This is a genomic window from Streptomyces sp. S.PB5, assembly GCF_030403745.1.
Lineage (GTDB): Bacteria > Actinomycetota > Actinomycetes > Streptomycetales > Streptomycetaceae > Streptomyces.
Genome location: NZ_JAQMWP010000005.1, coordinates 476,983 through 490,480, shown reverse-complemented (window position 1 = coordinate 490,480; position 13,498 = coordinate 476,983). Strand labels below are relative to the sequence as shown.

Genomic DNA, 13,498 nt, shown 5'->3' with positions numbered 1-13,498 from the left:
GGGCCCCTCGCCGTTGCCTACAGGTTCCCCAGCGGCTCGATGTCGACCTTCACCGGGGTGCCCCATACCCGCAGCACCTCGTAGTCGGTGAACTCGTGCACCAGCCGGTACGCCATCGCCGCGCGCGGTCCCCGGCGGGCCGCCGCGAGGTACAGCTCGGCCTCGCGGCGGTCGCGGCGGGGGGTGCCGCACAGTTGCCACTCCTGGCCGTTCCACATCTCGGGAAGCCAGCGCTGCTGCGGCTGCGGCCGGTCGTCGCGGACACCGTAACGGGAGGGGGCGGTGGCGGTGGGGCCGGTCTGGGCGGGGCCGTTGATGGAGGCGCGGCGGGCGGCACGGCGCCGGGTCTCGCACAGCAGGCACAGGTCGGGCGCGTTCTCGTCGACCGGGCCGTTCGGGTGCTCGGCGCAGCGGGTGCTGGGGGCGGCGCTGGTGACGCTCTCGTCGAGCAACTCCAGGGCGCGCTTGAGGTCGGCCTTGACCTCGTGGAGCTTGGCGTCGGGGGTGTCGGAGGAGAGGGCCTCGCCGTGCTCGCCGAGGAGACGCAGGGCTCGGCCCAGGGCGGTGAGCTGGGCGTGGTTCATCAGTCCGCGTAGTCCTTAGTCCGCGTAGTCCTTGAGCTTTTCGGTGTCGAGGGTGATGCCGACCGGAGCGGGAAGCTCGACCGTGTCTCCCCAAGGGTACGAGGGGGACTGCTGGTAGTGGCCGTCCTTGGGCTCGCTGAAGACGGTGAGGGTGTGGTTGTCGCGGTCGATGAGGAGGTAGACGGGGATCTCGGCCTGGGCGTAGCCGAGGGGTTTGTCGATACGGTCGCGCTGGTCAGTGTCACGGTCATGAGAGGTGATCTCTACGGCCATGAGGGCGCCGTCGGGGTCGGACCAGTTGCCGTGTCCCCTGAAGTGGTCCACCGGCGCGAGGAAACCGTCGGTGATGGCACGGCCTTTGCGGTATGCCTCGGCCTTGACGCCTCGCTCGGGCATGAGGTCCAGCTCAGGGCGTTGCAGCAGGCACTGACGCAGCAGCCACATGAAGATCGAACCGTGATTGCCGTCCGGCACTGCCTTGACCTCTAGTTTTCCGTTGATGTACTCGAGCCGGACAGTCTCCGGCGCCTCGTGTGCCAGCTCCTCGAAGTCCTCGACGCTTAGCGGATCCTTGGTGCGGACCCGTCCGTCGACGAATTCGAGGTGCACGTGCGGCGGGGCCACGGCGGCCAGATCCTCGAAGTCCTCGATCGGCATCTGCGGGCGTTCGGCGGTGCTGGGGGTCATGGGATCGCCTCCTCCCTTCCATCGTGCCCCGGGATGGTGTCGGCGGACCGTGGGAGCCGTCATACGAGTGTCCTTTCGCGTCGTCGTTGATCCATTGCGGCACGGATCTCCGCCGCACGGGCACGCACGTCGGGAGCGGGTGGAGGCGTGTGGAGGTGACCAGGGGCGCGCTCATCCCGGCACGCGCCGCAGATGCCGTCCGGCAGGGCCTCCGGGCGGCCCGGCAGTCCGCACTTCGCGCACTCCAGGAGGCGCAGTGGGCGCGGCTTGGGCGCGGGCTCCGGTGGGAGCTTGTCGGTCAGGCGCCTGCGGACGAGACCGGCCGGGTGGTGAACGGGGGTGGGCACGCCGGCGGTCAGGGCACGGAGTACGGCCGCGTCGGTGGCACCCCGGGCGTACCACTCGGTGACCAGGGGTGCGAGGGCCGCGCAGTCGGCGGCGGAGAGGGAGAGCGCGGGGGTTGGGAACTGTTGCCCGATGACCGTGCATGAGCGTGCTCTGGCATGGGTGAGTGGGTTTCTCGGACGTTGGAGTCGTGGGCCCTGGTAGGGAAACTGATGTTCTTTATCCGAATGCGTGACCTTGCGGAGTGCCGGTCGTTGGGCTTGTCGGAAGATTCTTCGACCGCCGGGGGTGACGGGGTGGGTGGGTTGCGGGAGGTGGCGGCGTCGTTCGTGGTCCCCGGCTCGTCCGGGGTGGCGGTCCGTGACCGACTCAAGGGCCTGACCGTTGCGGATGAGGAGGTGCTGCGGCTGGTCGGTGATCTGCTCGGCACGCTCGCCTCCCGTGATCTGAAGGCGCGGTGCGCGGCCGGGCTGGAGCACGACAGCAAGGCGTGGGCGGAGCGCAAGTGGAGCCTCACCGGGGAGTCCTCCTCGCGCTGGGCCGGGTCGATCACGAAGGCCAGCCATGACCAGTGGGCGCTGGCCCGGCGTGGCCAGCTCGCGCACATCCACAGTCTTGAGGCCGGGATCGCGACGATCACACGCCGCCTGTCTCTTCCCCTGGGCACGAAGGGCAGCAGGCAGGCGCCGGGCGGTTACCGCTCGCGGCAGGAGTGGTTCGCCAAGTCCCGCCGCCTGCACGCGCTCGAAGACCGGCTCCAGACGGCCCGGGCGGACCGGGAGAGGGGCGTCGTGCACGTGGTGCGGGGCGGGAAGCAACTGCTGAACACCCGCCACCACCTGGCGCAGGCCGGGCTGGGCGAGGAGCAGTGGCGTGCCCGGTGGGAGGCCGGACGACGGTTTCTCGCCGCGGATGGGGAGTCCGGGATCCGGTTCGGCAACTTGACCATCCGTGTTACTCCTGACGGCGAGGTCTCCCTCAGGCTCCCCGCGCCGCTGGTGCACTTGGCGAACGCTGCGCACGGCCGGTATGTGCTGGCCGCCCGGGTGAGCTTCATGCACCGGGGCGAGGACTGGCGCGACCGGGTCAGTGGGAACCGGGCCGTGGCCTACCGCATCCACGAGGACACGGCACGCGGCCGCTGGTATTTGACCGCGTCCTGGACGATCCCGCCGACAAAGACCGTGCCGCTGGAGGCGGCCCGCGCGAACGGGATGATCGGCGTGGACACCAACGCCGACCACCTGGCCGCCTGGCGCCTGGACCGGCACGGCAACCCTGTCGGACAGCCACTTCGCTTCGACTACGACCTGTCCGGCACCGCCACACACCGTGACGCGCAGGTCAGGCACGCGCTGATCCGCCTGCTGCACTGGGCCAAGCGTCATCAGCTCGCCATCGCCATCGAGGACCTCGACTTCACCGCCGAGACCACCCGCGAGAAGCACGGCCGTAAGAAGCGCTTCCGCAAGCTGATCTCCGGCATGCCCACCTCCCGGCTGCGGGCCCGGCTCGTCAGCATGGCGGCCGAACTCGCCATCCCCATCGTCGCCGTCGATCCCGCCTATACCAGTCGCTGGGGCGCCCAGCACTGGAAGCAGCCACTCACCAGCAAGTCTCGTAAAACCACTCGCCATGATGCTGCGGCCGTGGCGATCGGCAGGCGCGCCCTGGGGCACCCGATCCGGCGACGGACGGCACCGCCCCGTACCCACCGGAGCGATGGGTACGGGCATCGGACCGTCCAGGCCGAACCGGGTATCCCGGGGCGTGAGGGAAACCGCCCCCGCGTCCCCGGACCACGGACACGATCTGTGCCGCCCGGCTGCGGAGCGAAAGCGGTGGACCAGAACGCCCAACACCGTTCGGGGCGTTCGGCTGAGCATGAGCCCTGGCAACAGGACTCACTACCGCTCAGTCCCTAGGAACGGTTGGGGCCCTCTCCCATTCCGAACAAAGAGGGCTCGGAGCTCGGCACTTGAGCTTCGGGAGCGGTCAGCTCACGCTCTTCGCTACGACCGCCTCGATGAATGCCGACCACGCCGGCGTCCGGAACGCGAGCTTCGGGCCGTGGGGTGCCTTGGAGTCGCGGACGGGGACGAGGGTGGGGTGGCCGTCGGCTACTTCGAGGCAGTCGTCGCCACCGCCGCCGCTGTAGCTCGACTTGCGCCAGACCGCCGTGCTCAGGTCGTAGTCAGGGAAGTTCCTCATGTTCGTAATCCTGCGCCAACGCCTCGATCACGGCCAGGGACTTCTCTGGCGAGAGCGCGGAGGCCGCGAGGAGTTCGAAGGTGAGCCTCATTTGGGCGACGGTGGCTGGATCGTCCTCCAGCCGTCCGGTGCGCACCCCTTCGAAGTAGACCAGTGGAGGGGCGTCCTCGAAATCCATCAGCTTGAGGGCGCCCTGCATCGCCGTATGCGCTCCCGCGCTGAACGGCAGTACCTGCATGATGACCCGGCTCCGGCGGGCCAAGCCGGCGACATGGCGCAGGGCCTCCGCCATGACCACTCGCCCACCGGTCTCCCGGCGTAATGCGGCCTCGTCAAGTACCGCCCACAACAACGGCTTTGTTGGGTCGTCGAGTAGACGGGTCCGCGCCATCCGGCCTTCCACCCACTCCTCGATGGTCTCCTCCGTTGCCGTCGGCTCGTACGCGCGGTTTACGGCCCGTGCGTACGCGCGTGTCTGGAGCAGCCCAGGAATCAGCATGGGTACGTACTGCCGGATCGCCGTGGCCAGCGCCTCCGCTTCCGCTGCCTCGGCGAAACGCTCGGGATACCGCGACTTCGCCGCCGCCCCACAGTTCCTCTGGAAGAAGTCCCCAGTCCCCAGTACCTCGTCCAGCATCCGCGCGATATCCGGCTGCATCCGCCGCGTCGCCGCCTCCAACTGCCCGATGAACGACCCGCTCACGAACAGCCGGACCCCCAACTCCTCCTGGCTCAGCCCGGCTTTCTCTCTGGCGTGACGTAACTCCGCGCCCAGCAGCGCGCGCGGTGACGACGACGGGTCGAGGTCCTTCGGTCCTGCCATGGCAGCTCCCGGTCCGACATCAGAGGTGTTGGGATGTCCCGTATGGCCAGGCTAGGGGTGTGACGGCCACGCTGTGTTGCGAATCGCAAACTCAGCGTGGAGGTAAGAAGGTCATGCGGTCGACCGAGGAAATCGTCGAGTCCCTACGAGCCGCTCTCATGTCCGTCGGCGTCGTCCTGCCGTCCCTGACCGTCGATCCCGTCACCGCCGCCACCGACGAGCCCTTCGCCCTCGTCGACCTCGGCCGCTGCAACACCCGTACCGCCGAACGCCTCGCCTCCGTACTCCGCGGCGAAAGACCGCCCGTCGGAACCCACGCACGCGACACCAGGGACGGACGGATCGGTGAGGTCATGGGGCACGTCGGCGGCAACGTACAACTGCGGCCCCTCGGCGGCGGCCGGGAGTGGGACTGTCCGCCGGAGTCCATCGGTGCCGTGCCGCCCGAAGAGGTGCTGCGGGAGCGGGTGCGGCACCGGAATCGGGAGGTGCGGCTGCCGTGACGTGCCGCTTCGCCGCGCGTGGCCGGTGATGCCCGTGGCGGTCAGGCCCGCGTTCCGTTTCCCCGGTGGTCGTCGCTGTCCTGGCGGAGCCGGTCGGTGTGGCGGGTGAGGTCGTCGACGCGGGCGGCGAGGTCGGGGTGGCCGGGGGCCAGGTAGGGGTGGGTGTCGGTGAGGGGGGTGAGGAGGGCGGCCGGGTCGTTGTCGGCGAGGGCCGCGGTGAGGTCGGCGAGCGGGGGGCCGGCGGTGGTGGGCAGGTCGGTGAGGGCGGTGATCTGGCCGGCGAGCTGGCGCAGGGCGGCGCCGTTGGCGCGGGCCCAGGTGGTGACCGTGCGGTCGGCTGCGCGGCGGTCGCGGGTGGCCTGAACGCGCTCTTCGCCGGTGGAGCCCGGGTGGCCGGGGCGGACGCGCAGATAGCGGCGTTCGGCGGCCTGGCGGCTGGAGACGCCGAGGGGGTGGGCGAGTTCGGCCCAGCTGGCGCCTGCTTCCCGGGCGGTTTCGATCAGGCCGGGTTCCCATTCGGCGAGCTGCTCGCGTGCCTCGCGCAGCAGCAGGAGCGCGGCGAGGGCCTGTTCGGAACTGGTGCGGTCCGGGGGTGCGCCCTTCGAGGTGGTCCGGGCGGTGTGCAGGGCCTCGTGGATGGTGTCCAGTGCCGCGGCGGCGGCGAGGAAGGACGCGGGCGTGAGGTCGCCGGGGGCGGGTCGGTCATCCCTGGTCATCGGAGCTCCGGAGCTTTGTCGTCGTATGGATGACTCTCTCCTTGTCATCGTTCCGATGACATGTTACAACGAATACAGGTGAACGCATTGGCACAGTTCCCGACCCGAACGCTGGAGGTGTTGACGATGTTGATGCGTACCGACCCTTTCCGTGAGTTCGACCGGCTCGCGCAGCAGCTCCTGGGGACGACCGGGACCTGGTCGCGGCCGTCGCCGATGCCGATGGACGCCTACCGGGAGGGTGACGAGTATGTGATCGCCTTCGATCTGCCCGGCGTGGCCACGGACGCGATCGACATCGACGTCGAGCGGAACATGCTGACCGTCAAGGCCGAGCGGCGGCCCGTCGCCAAGGCGGACGACGTGCAGGTGGAGCTGTCCGAGCGGCCCCTCGGGGTGTTCTCCCGTCAGCTCGTGCTGGGCGACACCCTGGACACCGAGCACATCAAGGCGGACTACGACGCGGGTGTACTGACCCTGCGCATCCCGATCGCCGAGCGCGCCAAGCCCCGCAAGGTCTCCATCGGCGGCGGGTCCGCGCGCAAGGAGATCAGCGGCTGAGTCCCCCTGCTCAGCCGTAGCGGAGGGCGGGGGAGCCGACCTCCCCCGCGGCCGCCCCGCCCTCCGCTCACCGCCGCATACGCACGGCCGCACACGCACGGGAGCAGCGATGGTGATGCGATGGGAGGCGTTCCTGCGCGAGGTCGAGGAACGCGGCGAGTACAGGACCACCGAGGAAGCCGAGCGGGCCGCCCGCACGGTGCTGGCGCTGCTGGGCGCGCATCTGGTGGGCGAGGTCAGGGCGGACCTGGCCGCCCGGCTCCCGGAGGATCTGGCGCTCGTCCTGCTCAACCCGCTCCAGGCCCGCGAGCCGCTGTCCCCGGAGCGGTTCGTACGGGCCACCGCGGCCTGGATCGAGGGGGCCACGGAACAGACCGCGGCCTGGGATGTGGGCGCCGTGCTCAGCGTGGCCGCGGATGCCGCGGGCGAGGAGCTCGTCCGCAGCATCCTGTTCCAACTCCCCGCGGGATACGACCTGTTGTTCGGCCGCCCGCAGCTCGTCTGACCGGCGCCTGCCCCCCCCGTCTCCGGTGCCGCGGCCACCCCACCCACGGCCACCCCACCCACGACCACCCCACACGAGAAAGGCAACCGCGTCAGCGATGATCACCCAGCAGCCGTATCGGGCCACCACGGGCACGACGTTCGAGCAGATGCTGGAGCAGGTGCGCTACGAAGGCGCCTATGCCACCCGCGCGCAGGCCGAGGAGGCCGTGCGTGCCGTGCTGGCCGCCTTCGGGTGTCAACTCACCGGCGAGGAACGGGTGGAGCTCGCCGCCCGGCTGCCGCACGAGGCCGCCGTGATCTTCACCTCGCAGATCCCCGCCACCGAACCCCTCACCGGCTGGGCCTTCGTCAAGGACCTGGCGTCCCGTACCGGAGGCAGCCCGGCCACCACCCGCTGGGACACCGGCACCGTCCTGCGGATCGTGGCCCGACTCGCCGGCGAGGATCTCCTCACCCGCGTCCTCGCCCAACTCCCCTCCGGCTACGCCCTGTTGTTCGGCCGTGCCGAACTCATCCAGGCGGCCTGACACCCGTCTCGGAACAGGCGCGCAGCGGCGCGGAAGCGAGGTCGCCGAGCTCGGGGGCCACGGTGTTCTCCGCCGTGCACACGGCCGGCGCCGCGGAGCCGGCCAGCGTGGCGGCCATGAGCATCTTCTTCATGGTCCGCGAACGACGGGACGGCGGCCGGGTCACACCGACGGCTCCCGGGCCGCGCCGGTCACCCCTCTGAGCCCGAACAGATACGTCGCCCCGAACCCGACCACGTACCCCGTCACCAGCCCGCCCCCGTAGATCGCCGCCGCCACCCCGAGCCCCCCGTCCCCCGCGAGCAACGGGAACAGCGCCCACCCCGACGGCCCGATCGCCGTCGCCCCGACCTGCTCCCCGAGCATCGCGAACAGCCCCACGAACGCGCCCCCGGCCGCCCCGCCCGCACAAGCCGTGAGGAAGGGGCGGCCCAACGGCAGCGACACGCCGTAGATCAACGGCTCGCCGACTCCCAGCAACCCCGCCGGAAGCGCGGACCTGATCGTCGTACGCAGTCCGGAGTCGTGGCGCAGCCGCACGTACACCGCAACCGACGCCCCCACCTGCCCCGCTCCCGCCATGGCCAGCAGCGGGAGGAGAACGGTGTGGCCCTGCTGGTCGATGAGGGTGGCGTGGATGGGGATCAGGGCCTGGTGGAGGCCGAGCATGACCAGCGGCAGGAACAGTCCGCCCAGCACCAGTCCCGCGAACGCGCCCGTCGTCTCCAGCAGCCAGTTCGCCGCCGTGCCGATCGCCGAGGAGACCGCACCGGCCGCGTACATGAGGACGTACAGCGTCGTCAGGCCGGAGATCAGGACCGTCAGGGTCGGGGTGAGCAGTACGTCCAGCGTCGGCGGCACCCAGCGCCGGCACCACTTCTCCACGTACGTCCCCAGCAGCGCCGCCGCCAGGGCGCCCAGCACCCCGCCCTGTCCCGGTGCCAGCGTCACGCCGAACGCCGTCACCTTCGCCACGCCCGGGTAGACCACGATCGCCGCGACCGCGCCGCCCAGGACCGGTGTGCCGCCGAACTCCTTCGCCGTGTTGTGGCCGACGAAGACCGCGATCAGGGACATGAAGGCGGTGGCGATCGCGGCAAGGGCGGAGGTGAGGCCCGGGAGCAGGCCCAGGTTCAGGAGCAGGCCGTTGAGGCCCGCGAGGACCCCGCAGCCGATCAGCGCCGGGATCAGCGGGACGAAGACGTTCGCCACGCGGCGCAGCGCGGTTTTCAGCGGGGTCGCGTTGCGGGCCTTCTGCGTCTCCTTCCGCAGCAGTGCCTCGAAGTCCGCCGTCGCCCGCGCCACCGCCCCCGGCCCGAGCACGATCTGGTACGTGTCGTCCTCGACCACGCCCAGGACGCCCGGCAGCGCCCGCAGGGCGTCACCGTCCACCTTGCCGGGGTCCGCCAGGCCCAGGCGGAGGCGGGTCATGCAGTGGGCGACGGAGGTGACGTTCGCGGGGCCGCCGACCAGGGGCAGGATGGCGGCGGACAGCTCGGCTGAGGTAGGCGTAGGCACGTCATGAGCGTGCTGGTCAGCGGCCCGCCGCCGCCAGCGCGGCACGCAGATGGCCGCCGGACTCCTCCAGAAGGCGGGTGGCGGTGGGGCCGTCGACGCCGGTGAGGATCGTCAGGATCGCGTTCTTCACCTCGCCGTCGGTGACCGCCAGCGCCGCCTCGATCTCCTCGTCCGCCGCCCCCGTGGCCAGCGCGACGATGCGGTGGGAGCGGGCGCGGAGCTTCTCGTTGGAGGCGCGTACGTCGACCATGAGGTTCCCGTAGGTCTTGCCCAGGCGGATCATCGTGATCGTCGAGAGCATGTTCAGGACGAGTTTCTGCGCGGTGCCCGCCTTCAGCCGCGTCGAGCCCGTCACCAGCTCCGGGCCCACGACGATCTCGATGCCGTGATCGGCCGCCGCCGCCAGCGCGCTGTGCGCGTTGCAGGACAGGCCGATCGTCAACGCGCCCCGCGCGCGGGCGTGTTCGACGGCACTGATCGCGTACGGGGTGCGGCCGGAGGCGGAGATGCCGACCACCGTGTCCAAGGCGCCCACCCGCAGCGCCTCCAGGTCCGCGCGCGCCAGCTCCTTCGAGTCCTCGGCGCCCTCGACGGAGGTGACCATCGCCGCCGGGCCGCCCGCGATCAGGCCGACGACCTGGGCGGGGTCGGTGTTGAAGGTGGGCGGGCACTCGGAGGCGTCCAGCACGCCCAGGCGGCCCGCCGTACCGGCACCGGCGTAGATCAGCCGGCCGCCGCGCGCCATCCGGGCGGCGATGTCCTCGATGGCGGCGGCGATGACGGGCAGCCCCGCGGCGACGGCGGCCGCCACGGTGGCGTCCTCCGCGTTCATGAGCCGCGCGATGTCGAGGGTGGGGAGCCGGTCGATGTCGGCCAGCTCGGGCCGGAAGGCCTCGGTGGTCAGGGTTTCCAACTCGGCGCGGAGATCACGGGGGTTGGAGGTAGAGGTCATGGAGGGCGGCTCTTTCACGTTGCGATTCCGTTGTCGTACCCGCGGCCTACGGCCTGCCGCGGTGTCTGTGTGCCAACGCCTCGTAGGACGCGGCGAGCGCCGGCGCCGCGGTCTCGTACGTCCGCTGCGCCACCCCCACGAACAGACAGTCCACCACCAGCAGCTGACTTGTCCGCGACGACATGGCGGCGGGCCGCAGCTCGCTCTCCCGGGCCGTCGACGTCGTCAGTACGTGATCGGCGTACTGCGTGACGGGACTGTCCGGGCGCCCGGTGATCGCCACGGTCGTGGCCCCGTGCTCGAAGGCGACCCGGAGCGGCTCGATGACGTCGCCCGTCGCGCCCGAGTGCGTGATGGCGATCGCCACGTCCCCCGCCCGCAGCTGCACCGCGTTCGTCACCGCGAGATGCGGGTCGTTGTGGGCGTGCGCGACGAGCCCTATTCGCAGCAGCTTCTGGGTGAGGTCCTGGGCGACGAGGCCCGACGCGCCGACGCCGTACACATCGATACGGCGGGCGGTGGCGGCCGCGGCCACCGCCGCCGCCAACTGCACGGTGTCCAGGCCCGCCGCGGTGTCCGCGAGGGTCTGCTGCTCGTCGTAGGCGAGTTTCGCGACGACGTCGGCGATCGGGTCGTCCACCGCGATGTCCGTCGTGATCGCGGGCGCGCGGCCCGACTGCTGCTGGGCGGCGAGGCCCGCGAGGGCGAGGCGGAGGTCGCGGTAGCCGGGGTAGCCGAGGATGCGGGCGGTGCGGACGACGGTCGCCTCGCTGGTGCCGGTGAGCTCGGCGAGGCCGGTGACCGTGAGGGCCGCGCAGCCGGCCGGGTCACCGGCGACGGCCTCGGCGACGCGCTGCATGGAGCGGGTCATGGAAGGGGCGAGGGTGCGCACCTTGGCGGCGAGGGCGGCGGGGGCCGGCGGTGTGCCGCCCGCACCTCCCGGACCGCCGCCGAAAATTTCCTTCACTTCCTGGGTCACGTATGAAAGATATTTTCGGCTCGGTGTTGTGGTCAAGAGTGCGCACAATGGGGGCATGGACCCCTCCCACCTCCCCGTCAGTCCCCTGGAGCAGGCGTTGCACGCGGCACGCGCCCTCGTGCTCGCCGATCTGGTCGCGGGCGAGGTCGCCGAGGCGGACGTGGTGTCGCTGGTCGAGGACTCCGTCGTACAGCGCCGCTGGTGGGTGGAGCAGTGGCCGGACGGGGCGGACTTCGTGGCCGGGCTGGTCGCCCAGGACGTCCAGGACGCGCTGCTGGAGCGGTACGGGAGATGGCCGCTGTGCCCGGTGTGCGGCGCCGGTGACCCGCACGCCCTGGACGTCGAGCCGGAGCTCGGGCCCGACCCGCACTGGGTGTGTCACAAGGCGGGGGTGAAGGTCGCAGCGGTGGGTTCGCTGGGCTTCGCGACCGGCGGCGGGACGCCGTCCTCGTGACCGTCTACATCGACCCGCCGAACTGGCCCGGGCACGGCCGTATGTGGTCCCACCTGGTCAGCGACGTCTCCTTCGAGGAACTCCAGCTGTTCGCCGACGCGTTGGGCGTCCCGCGACGCGCCTTCGAGCGCGACCACTACGACATCCCCTCGCACCGGTACGCGGATGTCGTGGCCGCCGGGGCGGTGGAGGTCAGCAGCCGCGAGGTGGTGCGACTGCTGACGGAGTCGGGACTGCGGCGGCCGAAGGGGCGAGGAAACCCCTAGAACCGCTAGATGCCCCTAGAACTGCTAGGGACTGCCAGGAATCGCTAGGACTTGGCGAGGACGTACAGGCGCAGGGCCTTCTCCATGTCCTGCCGCTCCTCGTTCACCGAGCGCTCCTCCTCCACCGTCGCCCGGTGGAATCCGGCGCGCGCGACCACGCGCTGGGAGGCCGCGTTGTCGTGGTCGATCGTCGCCATCAGCGACTGGACGTCGTCCCGGGCCAGTGCCCACTCGGACAGCGCGCGCAGCGCCTCCGCGGCGTAGCCCCGGCCGCGGACGCCCTCGACCAGGTCGTAGCCGATCTCGACCCGGCCCTCCTCGTCGGGCGCGCTGTGGAAGCCCATGCCGCCGATCGCGAGGTCGTCCTCCCGGCGGACGAGGACGAAGACCCCGAACTCCGGCCGGTGCACACCCGCTTCGTACGCCTTCAGCAGCATCCCGGACGCCTCGCGCGTGCCCTGGTACGGCCCGCCCACGACCCAGTCGAAACCGCCGGTGCCGCCCGCGGCGAGGTCGGCGGCGGCCGCGGGGGTGAGGCCCTCCAGGGTGAGGCGCTCGGTGCCGAGCACGAGGTTGTTGTTCCAGCGCCACGCGGAGAGCGGGGCGCGGCCGGGGAGTTCACCGCGGCCGGTGGCCCACAGCAGGGTGTGCCAGTGGTCGGTGCCCGGCTGGACGTGCGGGAAGATCCGGGTCAGGACGTACTCGGGGAGATGGGCGGGCGGCTCGTACGGCAGGCCCAGGCCCTCCGCGATGTCGTGTGTGTGCAGCAGGATCTCGGCGATGCCCATCGCGGCGAAGCCCACGGAGTTCGCGCTGCGGAAGGGGTAGGGGTGGTAGGCGCGGACCGCGCGCGGGGTGGTGCGCAGCGCGGTCGCGAGCAGCACGCCGGTCGTCTCGACGACATGGATGATGCCGGCGTTGTCGGTGCCCTCTTCGAGGACGATCTCGAAGGGCACGTACGCGTCCTGCGCCCGCCCCGCCAACTGCCCCGCGTACGCGATGAGATCCTCCGCGATGTGCGTGGCCGTCTGCCGGCAGTCCCACTCCAGCCGCCCGGCCCGCACCTCCGCCCAGTCCCGCTCTACGACCGACCGCAGCAGCGTCACACAGCTCTCCAGGGCCTCTGTGACCCGTTCCCCACCCATGTCTGTCATACGGGCAGGCTAAGCGGCCCGGCCCGTCAGGACGACAGCATTTCGAGTTCGGCGGCGAGGTTGTAGCGGGCCGTGGCCTCCCACTCCGCGGCGCCGTACGGGGTCCTGAACAGCCGCGGCAGACCGAGCAGCCGGCGCAGGATCTCGGACCGCCCGGTGCGGAAGTCGTCGTTCGGCACGAAGTGGTACTCCTCGCGGACGGCGGCCGTGTAGGCGGCGTACGCCGATGGCGGCGCCGCGAGAACGGCCAGATCCGCGTCGCACAGCACCTGGCCGTCGCGATCGTCCTCGCCCGGGTCATGGGTCACCGTGAGCCGCACCAGCCGCGCGACCTCCACGGTCTTCGCCTCCGGCAACCCGGCCTCGGGCAGCGCCCGTTCGGCGATCCGGGCCGACCGCTCCTCGTTCTCGGAGCGCTCCGGCAGATACACCGCGTCATGGAACCAGGCCGCAAGCCGCACCACGTCCGGGTCGGCCGCGTACTTCTCCAGTACGTCGACGTGGTCCAGGACCGCGGTGAGGTGCGCGAGCGTGTGATACCGGCGCTGCGGCTCCTGCCAGCGGGCGAGCAGATCGTCGGCGTACGGCGTGGGATCGGGGCCGGTGGCCCCGGTGCCCCGGGCTGCTTGCAGGGTGCGGGCGAAACGGGTGCGCAGGGCGTCGAGATCGGCCATGTCCCCATTCTCCCCGCCGCCCGCGGGCACGGCCCAG

At 71.3% G+C, this 13,498-nt stretch carries 18 protein-coding genes and 1 pseudogene; 7 read left to right on the top strand and 12 right to left on the bottom strand.

Annotated features, from left to right (window positions below; translation table 11 throughout):
• Positions 1-17 precede the first annotated feature (17 nt).
• The 3 genes and pseudogenes from PH203_RS16185 to PH203_RS16175 all read right to left on the bottom strand — a co-directional run.
• Positions 18-584 carry a hypothetical protein gene (locus PH203_RS16185; RefSeq protein WP_289920659.1) on the bottom strand — a complete coding sequence of 189 codons (567 nt, stop codon included), beginning with the start codon at positions 582-584 and terminating at the stop codon, positions 18-20.
• A gap of 15 nt (positions 585-599) precedes the next feature.
• Entirely contained in the window at positions 600-1,271 is a 672-nt protein-coding gene (locus PH203_RS16180) for a Uma2 family endonuclease (protein WP_289920658.1), read from the bottom strand.
• A 59-nt stretch (positions 1,272-1,330) separates the two neighbouring features.
• Positions 1,331-1,732, bottom strand: a pseudogene (locus tag PH203_RS16175) (hypothetical protein); the annotation flags it as partial.
• A 180-nt stretch (positions 1,733-1,912) separates the two neighbouring features.
• On the opposite strand from PH203_RS16175, the gene PH203_RS16170 reads away from it, so the two are divergent.
• Complete coding sequence (locus tag PH203_RS16170) at positions 1,913-3,541, top strand: transposase (protein ID WP_289920657.1); 1,629 nt, start codon at positions 1,913-1,915, stop codon at positions 3,539-3,541.
• Positions 3,542-3,611: 70 nt separating this feature from the next.
• On the opposite strand, the gene PH203_RS16165 is transcribed toward PH203_RS16170, so the two are convergent.
• The gene (locus tag PH203_RS16165) at positions 3,612-3,827 is read right to left on the bottom strand and encodes a DUF397 domain-containing protein (RefSeq protein WP_289920655.1); all 216 of its coding nucleotides are present in this window, start codon (positions 3,825-3,827) and stop codon (positions 3,612-3,614) included.
• Positions 3,811-4,650, bottom strand: coding sequence for a helix-turn-helix transcriptional regulator (locus tag PH203_RS16160; protein ID WP_289920653.1), 840 nt, complete (start codon positions 4,648-4,650; stop codon positions 3,811-3,813). Before PH203_RS16160 ends, PH203_RS16165 begins: the two co-directional genes overlap by 17 nt.
• A gap of 113 nt (positions 4,651-4,763) precedes the next feature.
• On the opposite strand from PH203_RS16160, the gene PH203_RS16155 reads away from it, so the two are divergent.
• A complete protein-coding gene (locus tag PH203_RS16155; protein ID WP_289920652.1) occupies positions 4,764-5,153 on the top strand; it encodes a hypothetical protein in 390 nt (129 codons plus the stop codon).
• Between the two features lie 41 nt (positions 5,154-5,194).
• Here PH203_RS16155 and PH203_RS16150 read toward each other — a convergent pair whose 3' ends face one another.
• On the bottom strand, positions 5,195-5,869 hold the full coding sequence (locus tag PH203_RS16150) for a type III effector protein (protein WP_289920651.1): 675 nt from the start codon (positions 5,867-5,869) through the stop codon (positions 5,195-5,197).
• 126 nt (positions 5,870-5,995) lie between these two features.
• Between PH203_RS16150 and PH203_RS16145 the strand changes: the two genes are divergently transcribed.
• From PH203_RS16145 to PH203_RS16135, 3 genes are all read left to right on the top strand, one after another.
• Positions 5,996-6,430 (top strand): Hsp20/alpha crystallin family protein, encoded by a 435-nt coding sequence (locus PH203_RS16145; protein ID WP_289920650.1) that lies wholly within the window; start codon positions 5,996-5,998, stop codon positions 6,428-6,430.
• Positions 6,431-6,539: 109 nt separating this feature from the next.
• A complete protein-coding gene (locus tag PH203_RS16140; protein WP_289920649.1) occupies positions 6,540-6,935 on the top strand; it encodes a DUF2267 domain-containing protein in 396 nt (131 codons plus the stop codon).
• A 97-nt stretch (positions 6,936-7,032) separates the two neighbouring features.
• Positions 7,033-7,464: a DUF2267 domain-containing protein gene (locus PH203_RS16135; protein ID WP_289920648.1), complete on the top strand. Its 432-nt coding sequence runs from the start codon at positions 7,033-7,035 to the stop codon at positions 7,462-7,464.
• On the opposite strand, the gene PH203_RS16130 is transcribed toward PH203_RS16135, so the two are convergent.
• The 4 genes from PH203_RS16130 to PH203_RS16115 are packed head-to-tail and all read right to left on the bottom strand — an operon-like array spanning position 7,448 to position 10,913.
• Positions 7,448-7,582, bottom strand: a complete 135-nt coding sequence (locus tag PH203_RS16130) for a hypothetical protein (protein WP_289920647.1) — start codon at positions 7,580-7,582, stop codon at positions 7,448-7,450. The two genes, PH203_RS16135 and PH203_RS16130, sit on opposite strands and share 17 nt — an antisense overlap.
• Positions 7,583-7,626: 44 nt before the next feature.
• Positions 7,627-8,982 (bottom strand): PTS transporter subunit EIIC, encoded by a 1,356-nt coding sequence (locus PH203_RS16125; RefSeq protein WP_289920646.1) that lies wholly within the window; start codon positions 8,980-8,982, stop codon positions 7,627-7,629.
• Positions 8,983-8,998: 16 nt separating this feature from the next.
• Positions 8,999-9,934, bottom strand: a complete 936-nt coding sequence (murQ, locus tag PH203_RS16120) for an N-acetylmuramic acid 6-phosphate etherase (protein ID WP_289920645.1) — start codon at positions 9,932-9,934, stop codon at positions 8,999-9,001.
• Positions 9,935-9,980: 46 nt separating this feature from the next.
• Positions 9,981-10,913 carry a MurR/RpiR family transcriptional regulator gene (locus tag PH203_RS16115; protein ID WP_289920644.1) on the bottom strand — a complete coding sequence of 311 codons (933 nt, stop codon included), beginning with the start codon at positions 10,911-10,913 and terminating at the stop codon, positions 9,981-9,983.
• A 55-nt stretch (positions 10,914-10,968) separates the two neighbouring features.
• Here PH203_RS16115 and PH203_RS16110 point away from each other — a divergent pair, with 55 nt between their 5' ends.
• Positions 10,969-11,367 (top strand): hypothetical protein, encoded by a 399-nt coding sequence (locus PH203_RS16110; RefSeq protein WP_289920643.1) that lies wholly within the window; start codon positions 10,969-10,971, stop codon positions 11,365-11,367.
• Positions 11,364-11,633 (top strand): DUF4031 domain-containing protein, encoded by a 270-nt coding sequence (locus PH203_RS16105; RefSeq protein WP_289920642.1) that lies wholly within the window; start codon positions 11,364-11,366, stop codon positions 11,631-11,633. The genes PH203_RS16110 and PH203_RS16105 overlap by 4 nt, the downstream gene beginning before the upstream one ends.
• 44 nt (positions 11,634-11,677) lie before the next feature.
• On the opposite strand, the gene PH203_RS16100 is transcribed toward PH203_RS16105, so the two are convergent.
• On the bottom strand, positions 11,678-12,778 hold the full coding sequence (locus tag PH203_RS16100; RefSeq protein WP_289920732.1) for a GNAT family N-acetyltransferase: 1,101 nt from the start codon (positions 12,776-12,778) through the stop codon (positions 11,678-11,680).
• Between the two features lie 35 nt (positions 12,779-12,813).
• On the bottom strand, positions 12,814-13,461 hold the full coding sequence (locus tag PH203_RS16095; protein WP_289920641.1) for a hypothetical protein: 648 nt from the start codon (positions 13,459-13,461) through the stop codon (positions 12,814-12,816).
• Positions 13,462-13,498 lie beyond the last annotated feature (37 nt).

Coding starts and splice junctions, on each gene's coding strand:
- PH203_RS16185 (WP_289920659.1), bottom strand. CDS start 584: ATGAACCACGCCCAGCTCACCGCCCTGGGCCGAGCCCTGCGTCTCCTC.
- PH203_RS16180 (WP_289920658.1), bottom strand. CDS start 1,271: ATGACCCCCAGCACCGCCGAACGCCCGCAGATGCCGATCGAGGACTTC.
- PH203_RS16165 (WP_289920655.1), bottom strand. CDS start 3,827: ATGAGGAACTTCCCTGACTACGACCTGAGCACGGCGGTCTGGCGCAAG.
- PH203_RS16160 (WP_289920653.1), bottom strand. CDS start 4,650: ATGGCAGGACCGAAGGACCTCGACCCGTCGTCGTCACCGCGCGCGCTG.
- PH203_RS16155 (WP_289920652.1), top strand. CDS start 4,764: ATGCGGTCGACCGAGGAAATCGTCGAGTCCCTACGAGCCGCTCTCATG.
- PH203_RS16150 (WP_289920651.1), bottom strand. CDS start 5,869: ATGACCAGGGATGACCGACCCGCCCCCGGCGACCTCACGCCCGCGTCC.
- PH203_RS16145 (WP_289920650.1), top strand. CDS start 5,996: ATGTTGATGCGTACCGACCCTTTCCGTGAGTTCGACCGGCTCGCGCAG.
- PH203_RS16140 (WP_289920649.1), top strand. CDS start 6,540: ATGGTGATGCGATGGGAGGCGTTCCTGCGCGAGGTCGAGGAACGCGGC.
- PH203_RS16135 (WP_289920648.1), top strand. CDS start 7,033: ATGATCACCCAGCAGCCGTATCGGGCCACCACGGGCACGACGTTCGAG.
- PH203_RS16130 (WP_289920647.1), bottom strand. CDS start 7,582: ATGGCCGCCACGCTGGCCGGCTCCGCGGCGCCGGCCGTGTGCACGGCG.
- murQ (WP_289920645.1), bottom strand. CDS start 9,934: ATGACCTCTACCTCCAACCCCCGTGATCTCCGCGCCGAGTTGGAAACC.
- PH203_RS16110 (WP_289920643.1), top strand. CDS start 10,969: ATGGACCCCTCCCACCTCCCCGTCAGTCCCCTGGAGCAGGCGTTGCAC.
- PH203_RS16100 (WP_289920732.1), bottom strand. CDS start 12,778: ATGGGTGGGGAACGGGTCACAGAGGCCCTGGAGAGCTGTGTGACGCTG.
- PH203_RS16095 (WP_289920641.1), bottom strand. CDS start 13,461: ATGGCCGATCTCGACGCCCTGCGCACCCGTTTCGCCCGCACCCTGCAA.